The organism is Rhodococcus sp. 14C212 (assembly GCF_011058195.1).
Taxonomy (GTDB): domain Bacteria; phylum Actinomycetota; class Actinomycetes; order Mycobacteriales; family Mycobacteriaceae; genus Rhodococcus; species Rhodococcus aetherivorans.
This window is the reverse complement of record NZ_JAALEH010000158.1, coordinates 1-7,356: the sequence shown is the minus strand read 5'-3', so window position 1 is coordinate 7,356 and position 7,356 is coordinate 1. Positions and strand designations below refer to the sequence as shown.

Annotated in this window: 9 protein-coding genes and 1 pseudogene; 7 read left to right on the top strand and 3 right to left on the bottom strand. The window is 72.0% G+C overall.

The window, feature by feature from the left end; genetic code table 11:
- Positions 1-531 (top strand): annotated as a pseudogene (locus G6038_RS29860) (hypothetical protein); the annotation flags it as partial.
- Here G6038_RS29860 and yaaA read toward each other — a convergent pair.
- On the bottom strand, positions 502-1,245 hold the full coding sequence (yaaA, locus tag G6038_RS29855) for a peroxide stress protein YaaA (RefSeq protein WP_165042434.1): 744 nt from the start codon (positions 1,243-1,245) through the stop codon (positions 502-504). The pseudogene G6038_RS29860 and the gene yaaA overlap by 30 nt on opposite strands.
- Positions 1,246-1,298: 53 nt before the next feature.
- Between yaaA and G6038_RS29850 the strand changes: the two genes are divergently transcribed.
- Together G6038_RS29850 and G6038_RS29845 are read left to right on the top strand one after the other, a co-directional pair.
- A complete protein-coding gene (locus G6038_RS29850; protein WP_165042433.1) occupies positions 1,299-3,032 on the top strand; it encodes a proline--tRNA ligase in 1,734 nt (577 codons plus the stop codon).
- Positions 3,033-3,090: 58 nt separating this feature from the next.
- Entirely contained in the window at positions 3,091-3,747 is a 657-nt protein-coding gene (locus G6038_RS29845) for an O-methyltransferase (RefSeq protein ID WP_165042432.1), read from the top strand.
- 87 nt (positions 3,748-3,834) lie between these two features.
- Here G6038_RS29845 and G6038_RS29840 read toward each other — a convergent pair whose 3' ends face one another.
- Complete coding sequence (locus tag G6038_RS29840; RefSeq protein WP_165042430.1) at positions 3,835-4,281, bottom strand: ferritin-like domain-containing protein; 447 nt, start codon at positions 4,279-4,281, stop codon at positions 3,835-3,837.
- Positions 4,278-4,787: a hypothetical protein gene (locus G6038_RS29835; protein WP_165042429.1), complete on the bottom strand. Its 510-nt coding sequence runs from the start codon at positions 4,785-4,787 to the stop codon at positions 4,278-4,280. The genes G6038_RS29840 and G6038_RS29835 overlap by 4 nt, the downstream gene beginning before the upstream one ends.
- Positions 4,788-4,948: 161 nt before the next feature.
- Between G6038_RS29835 and rimP the strand changes: the two genes are divergently transcribed.
- The 4 genes from rimP to G6038_RS29815 all read left to right on the top strand — a co-directional run.
- Positions 4,949-5,557, top strand: coding sequence for a ribosome maturation factor RimP (gene rimP, locus G6038_RS29830; protein ID WP_165042428.1), 609 nt, complete (start codon positions 4,949-4,951; stop codon positions 5,555-5,557).
- Positions 5,554-6,582, top strand: a complete 1,029-nt coding sequence (gene nusA / locus G6038_RS29825; RefSeq protein WP_165042426.1) for a transcription termination factor NusA — start codon at positions 5,554-5,556, stop codon at positions 6,580-6,582. The genes rimP and nusA overlap by 4 nt, the downstream gene beginning before the upstream one ends.
- Before the next feature lie 44 nt (positions 6,583-6,626).
- Positions 6,627-6,947 carry a YlxR family protein gene (locus tag G6038_RS29820; RefSeq protein WP_165042424.1) on the top strand — a complete coding sequence of 107 codons (321 nt, stop codon included), beginning with the start codon at positions 6,627-6,629 and terminating at the stop codon, positions 6,945-6,947.
- Between the two features lie 150 nt (positions 6,948-7,097).
- Positions 7,098-7,356, top strand: a 259-nt coding sequence (locus tag G6038_RS29815) for a translation initiation factor IF-2 N-terminal domain-containing protein (RefSeq protein ID WP_165042422.1), incomplete at its 3' end; no start/stop codon positions are given.

Here is a 7,356-nt window from a genome sequence, read left to right as displayed (position 1 = left end):
GGCTGGGTGCGTCGCACGGGGGAGATCGACCGGGTGATGGACCGCGCGGTGGAGTCGTCGCAGTGGGCGCGGGAGAGCGTGCGGCTCAATCCGCGCCCGATCGCGGCCCGGGTCCGGGATCAGGCCTCGGCCTCCGACGGTGTCCTCGACCGGCTGTGGTACGCCGTGCCGGCGCTCCGCGAACTCGCCCGCGTGGCGGAGGCGGCGTCGGACGGCGTTCTCGACGGCGCGGACGACACGGCGCGCCGCACTGTTCCTGCCCTCCTGAGAGCCCTGGCCGAACTCGTGGACCGGATCGGGGACGCCGCCGACGACCCCGTCCGATTCGACGACCCCGTCCGATTCGACGCCGTCTGCGGCGAGTGCGCCGACCGGCTGGCCGAACTGCAGCGATCGGCCGCCGGGTCCGCCGATCCCCGCGTGGCGGCCGTGCTCGGCAGCTTCTGGCACCCGGCGCACCGGTTCCTCACCGCGGTGCAGGACACCGGGCGGGCGCCGCAGTCAGGTCAGGATCACCAGTTCGGTGGCTGACGCCACCTCGACCCGCAGACCCGCCCGGGCCGCGACGCGGGCGGCACCGTCGATGTCGGCCGGCTCCGCGCGGGTCAGCACGAACGCGCGGGCCAGCAGGCCCTTGTGATGCTTGTTGAAGTGACTGACCACCTTGCGACTGCCGTCGGGCTGCTCGGTGAGCACGGTCGCGGTGACCGCGCCGGGGACGGGTCCGAGCTGCCGATACACCCCCGACCGCAGGTCCACCACGAGCTCCCCGGCGGCTTCGGCGGTCAGTGCGCCGCTCAGCTCCGGGCGCCACAGCGACGCGAGGGTCCCGAAGCCGGGCAGCTTCGATCCGCCCGACAGGCGGTACGCCGGGATGGGATCGCCGGCGCGCACCGCGCCGAACAGGGCCGACCCGACCGCGAGTCGCCGGTAGGCCTTCTCCCGCTGCGCCCTGGTGAACGAGCCGGCGTCGAGGGCGTCGAACAGCACCCCGGTGTAGCGCGCGAGGGCCGGCCGCGTGGGTGAGACCCACAGCTTGGCGTTGCGTTCGATCTCGTCCGCTTGCGTGGGGCCCAGGCCCAGGGCGAGGCTCGACGCCTCCTGATCCGCGGCCAGGTCGACAAGCGCCTGCACCAGCTCCTCGCGAGTCGCGGTCAGTTGCGGCATCGACAGCTCGCCCAGGTCGAGGGGCGCACCGTCGCCGCCGTCGGACTTGGTTTCGGAGGGAGGCAGAAGCACCAGCACAAGCGGTAACCGTACCGAGGTCGGTTCCGGGGCGGCAGGTAGGCTGCTCTCCCGTGATCACCCGCATGTCGCACCTGTTTCTCCGCACCCTCCGCGACGACCCGGCCGACGCCGAGGTCGCCAGCCACAAGCTGCTCGTGCGCGCCGGCTACGTCCGCCGCATCGCCCCGGGGGTGTACTCGTGGCTGCCGCTGGGCCTGCGGGTGCTGCGGCAGGTCGAGCGTGTCGTGCGCGAGGAGATGAACGCGATCGGTGGGCAGGAGATCTCGCTGCCGGCGCTGCTGCCGCGCGACCCCTACGAGACCACGAACCGGTGGACCGAGTACGGCGACGGGTTGTTCCGGCTCCAGGACCGCAAGGGCGCCGACTACCTGCTCGGCCCCACCCACGAGGAGATGTTCGCGCTCACCGTCAAGGGTGAGTACAACTCGTACAAGGATTTTCCGGTCACCCTGTACCAGATCCAGACGAAGTACCGCGACGAGGAACGTCCCCGTGCCGGCATCCTCCGCGGCCGCGAATTCGTGATGAAGGACTCCTACAGCTTCGACCTCACCGACGAGGGCCTGGCCGAGTCGTACCGGGCGCACCGTGATGCCTACGAGCGGATCTTCGCCCGCCTCGGCGTGAAGTACGTGATCGTCTCCGCGACGTCGGGCGCCATGGGCGGCAGCGCGTCGGAGGAGTTCCTCGCCGAGAGCGACGCCGGCGAGGACACCTACGTGCGCTGCCTCGAGTCGGGCTACGCCGCGAACGTCGAGGCCGTGAAGACCCTGGCCCCCGAGCCGGTTTCGGTCGACGGGCTGCCCGAGGCGGTGGTGCACGACACCCCGGACACCCCGACCATCGACACTCTCGTCGAGTGGGCCGCCGGTGCGCTCGACCGCCCGGTGACCGCCGCCGACACCCTCAAGAACCTCCTCGTCAAGACGCGGCGACCCGGCGGGGAGTGGGAACTGCTCGGCATCGGCATCCCCGGCGACCGGGAGGTCGACGACAAGCGGCTCGGCGCGGCGCTCGAGCCGGCCGAGTACGAGCTGCTCACGGACGCCGACTTCGCGGCCAACCCGTTCCTCGTCAAGGGGTACATCGGTCCGAAGGCGTTGCTGGACAACGGAGTTCGTTACCTCGTCGATCCGCGTGTCGGGAACGGCACGTCGTGGATCACCGGCGCCGACGAGCCCGGCCGGCACGTCGTGGGACTCGTCGCCGGGCGCGACTTCACCCCGGACGGCACCATCGAGGCCGCCGAGGTGCGCGACGGTGACCCGTCCCCGGACGGTGCGGGCCCGCTCGTGTCGGCGCGCGGCATCGAGATCGGCCACGTGTTCCAGCTCGGCCGCAAGTACACCGACGCCTTCGCCGTCGACGTGCTCGGCGAGAACGGCAAGCCGGTGCGCCCGACCATGGGTTCCTACGGCGTCGGGGTCTCCCGGCTCGTCGCCGTGATCGCCGAGCAGCAGCACGACGACAAGGGCCTGCGGTGGCCCGCCGAGGTCGCCCCGTTCGGGGTGCACCTGGTGATCGCGAACAAGGACGAGGCGGCCCGGGAGGGTGCCGAGAACCTGGCCGCCGAGCTCGACAAGGCGGGCGTCGAGGTGCTGCTCGACGATCGCAAGGCCTCGCCCGGCGTGAAGTTCAAGGACTCCGAGCTGCTCGGCGTGCCGCTGGTGGTCGTCGTCGGCCGCGGCTGGGCCGACGGCAAGGTCGAGTTGCGCGACCGGTTCAGCGGCGAGTCCCGCGAGGTACCGGCCGATGCGGCCCTGAAGGAGATCCTCGGCGCGTAGTGGCACCACGGTGGCCCTCCGGATCGCGTGCGGGCCACCGGGGCACCACACTGATGCCATGGACGACTGGGAGCGCACCGACGCCTACCTGACCGACACCCTGATCGGGGCCGACCCTCAGCTCGAGGACGCGCTCGCGGCGAACACCGCGGCGGGCCTGCCGCCGATCGACGTCGCACCCGTGCAGGGCAAGTTCCTGCATCTGCTGGCGCGGATCCGCGGTGCGCAGCGCATCCTCGAGATCGGCACGCTCGGTGGCTACTCCACCATCTGGCTCGCGCGGGCCGTCGGCGACGATGGGCGCGTGGTCACCCTCGAGTACGAGCCCCGGCACGCCGAGGTCGCCCGCGCCAACCTCGAGCGCGCCGGCGTGGGGGAGCGGGTCGACATCCGCGTGGGCGCCGCGCTCGACACCCTGCCGTCCCTCGAGGGCGAGGCCCCGTTCGACCTGGTGTTCGTCGACGCGGACAAGGAGAACAACCCGCACTACGTGCGGTGGGCGCTGCGGCTCGGCCGGCCCGGCACCGTCATCGTCGTCGACAACGTCATCCGCGGCGGTTCGGTCACCAACGCCGATCTCGACGACGAGCGGGTGCGCGGTGCGCGAGAGGTGCTGGAATTCATGGCCATCGACCCCCGGCTCGACGCGACGGCGCTGCAGACCGTCGGCGCGAAGGGCTGGGACGGCTTCGCGATCGCCGTGGTGACCGGATAGCCGCGCCACGCGGCGCATCCGCCCGCTCCCGCGCGTGCACGCACGCAACCGGGCGCGTGCGGGGCCGGCGCGTGGACGCCGTGGAGGTCAGGGCTGCCCGGGCAGCGCGACGGACGGCGGGACGATCCCGAGGTTCGCGCGCCACCGGGCCGCCCGCATCGCGGACTCGGTGAGCGCCTCTATCGCCGCCCCGCGGGTGTGCTCGCTGCGCGCCCGCTCGACGACGGAGCGCCACGCCACCGCGACATCGGTCTCGATCTGCACCGCCAACTGTGCGGCGGAAACCGGGTCGGTCACCGGGAAGGGCGTCGTGTACCCGGCGGCCGCGGTGGGCGGGGTGACGGCGGCGGCACGCAGCGCGTCCGTGGTGGCGTCGCGCCGGGCCCGGTGGGCGGCGGTGTCCGCCGACACCTCGGCCGCACGGGCGGGATTGGAGAACGCGGCGACGATGCCGTAGCCGAACACCGCGGCGAACTCGGCGCTCAACGCGTCCACGAGGGCCTGCTGCTCGACGCCCAGCGACTGCGAACTCACGGCAGCAGCACCCCCCTGTGCACGGCGCACGCGGCGCTGATCGAGGCGAGCAGGCCCGCCCGGTATCCCTGCAGGGTGCGGGCCAGGTCCGCGGCGGCGCGCTGGGAGCCGCTCAGCCGCTCGCGCAGCAGGTCGAGGGTCGGTGGATCCGCGGCCGGGGCGGCGGTCGTCGTCGTGGTGGTCGACCCCGTGGTCGCCGCCGGGTCGGCCCCCGCGAGACGGGCCACCTCGGCGTCCAGGGCCTGGGCGTGGGTCGTGCGTTCGGCGCCGACGGCATTCAGGGCGCCGGCCCGGTCGGGAAGCAGCGCGACGAGCAGACCGGCGGTGGCGGCGTCGACGCGCGCCCGCTCCGCCTGGGCGATCAGCGGATCGACCTCCCCGGCACCGTCGTCCTCGCCGGCACCGCAGCCGGCGACGGCGAGCGCGCCGACGCCGCCGAGCGCGGCGCCGGACCAGCGCAGCACGGTGCGTCGGGACACGGATGGTGAGGATGCGGGCGTCGGCACCGCACCATCGTGCCAGCCCGGTCCGGGCGGATCCGACGGTGGTCGGCCGCGGGGGTGGTCACGGGAGCGCCGGATGCGCGATATCCTTGTATACCTGCCGGTCCGCTCGTGCGCCGGCATGACGTCCGCTGCGATCACAACTGAACGAGGAGCTTGTCGCGATGCCGGTGCCGCCCCCGGAGAGAATTGCCGAACTCGTCTCCGGCCCGATCGAGCGCGAGGGGTACGACCTCGAGGACGTTGTGATCACGTCGGCGGGCAAGCACAGCACGGTGCGGTTGTTCGTCGACAGCGACGCCGGGTTGAGCCTCGACGAGGCCGCCCGCCTGAGCACCCTGGTCTCCGAGGCGTTCGACGCCGTCTCCGATTTCGGCGAGTCGCCCTACGTGCTCGAGGTGACCAGCCCCGGTATCGGCCGCCCGCTCACCCGCGAGCGGCACTGGCGCCGGTCCCAGGCCCGCAAGGCGCGGATCGAACTGGACGACGAGACGATCGTCGGCCGCATCGGTGAGCTCGTCGGGGACGAGGTCCGGATCGTCGTTCCCGGCCGCGGCGGGCCCTCGGTGCGGGCGATCCCGCTCGCGGAGGTACGCCGCGCGGTCGTCGAGGTGGAGTTCAACGCGCCGAATCCGCGCGAACTCGAGCTCGCGGGCGGCCTGCCGGACGGCCGTGTGCGTGCGGGCGAGATCGCCGAGGGCGACGGCGACGACCCGGACGACGAGAGCGGCACGGACTACAACGGCACGGACGAAGTGAAGGTGGACAAGTGAATATCGACATCGCAGCCCTGAAGGTCCTCGAGGCGGACAAGAACATCCCGTTCGACGCGCTGATCGAGACGATCCAGACGGCCCTGCTCACGGCCTACCGGCATACCGACGGGCATCAGCCACACGCGAGCGTCGACGTGGACCGCAGGACCGGTGCCGTGCGGGTGATGGCGCAGGAGTTCGACGCGGACGGCAACCTCGTCTCCGAGTGGGACGACACCCCCGAGGGCTTCGGTCGCATCGCGGCGACCACCGCCCGCCAGGTGATCATGCAGCGCATTCGCGATGCCGAGCACGAGCAGCGGTTCGGGGAGTTCGCGACGCACGAGGGCGAGGTTGTCGCCGGTGTGGTCCAGCGCGACACCCGCGCCAACGCCCGCGGCATGGTCGTGGTGAAGATCGGCGCCGAGACCACCGGCACCGAAGGGCTGATCCCGCCGGCCGAGCAGGTGCCCGGCGAGACGTACGAGCACGGCGACCGGATCCGGTGCTACGTCGTCGGGGTATCGCGGGGGCAGCGCGGCCCGCAGATCACCCTGTCGCGGACGCACCCCAACTTGGTGCGCAAGCTCTTCGCCCTCGAGGTGCCGGAGATCGCGGACGGGTCGGTGGAGATCGTCGCCGTCGCGCGGGAAGCCGGTCATCGCTCCAAGATCGCCGTCCACTCGCGGGTGCCGGGACTGAACGCCAAGGGCGCGTGCATCGGCCCGATGGGGCAGCGGGTGCGCAACGTCATGCGCGAACTCGGTGACGAGAAGATCGACATCATCGACTTCGACGAGGATCCGGCGAAGTTCGTCGGCAACGCGCTGTCCCCGTCGAAGGTGGTATCCGTCACAGTCGTCGACCCCGAGGCGCGCGCCGCGCGGGTCGTCGTTCCCGACTACCAGCTGTCCCTCGCGATCGGCAAGGAAGGGCAGAATGCCCGGCTGGCCGCGCGGCTGACCGGGTGGCGGATCGACATCCGCAGCGATGCCGCGGCCGGGGGTCCGACGTCGGCGGGATCGCCCGCGACAGGCAGATAGGGGTGGAATGCACGGTTCCGGCCCGATCAGCGGTAGAGTGGTCGATGGCTCAGCATGAGCTGCCCTCGGCCGACCGAGAGCGCACCCGTCCGGTGCGCACCTGTGTCGGGTGTCGGCAGCGGGTGCTGGCTGCCGATCTGCTGAGGGTTGTGGCGCGGGCGACGGAGCCGTCAGGCTTCGTGCTGGTGCCGGACCCGGGGCGGAGGATGCCCGGTCGGGGCGCGTGGGTGCACCCCGATCCGGAATGCCTCGGTCAGGCGGAACGGCGTCGAGCATTCGGCAGAGCGCTGCGGGTGTCGGGAACAATCGACCCGTCTGCGCTTGTTCAGCTGGTCGGGGTCCGGAACGAGGGGAACTCGGCGTAGCGATACGCGCCGGACCGGGGACACCAACTCTGAGAAGAACAGGTACAAGCACTCATGAGCACACCGTGAAGCACCAGCGATGAACGTCCATCGGAGATAACCCGAGGTCGTGCGGGCACCAGCCGCTCGACCTCATCAGTGAGGAGAGCAGTGGCAGGCAAGGCCCGTGTACACGAGTTGGCCAAGGAACTCGGTGTCACCAGTAAGGAACTTCTCGCCCGTTTGAAGGAACAGGGCGAATTCGTGAAGTCGGCGTCCTCGACGGTCGAGCCGCCGGTCGCGCGTCGACTGCGCGAATCTTTCGCGAAGGCGAACGGCGACGGCGCAGCTCCGTCGGCGGCCGCCCCCAAGCCCGGGGCGCCGCGCCCCGGTCCCCGTCCGGCAGCGCCCGCACAGGCCGCGCCGGCAC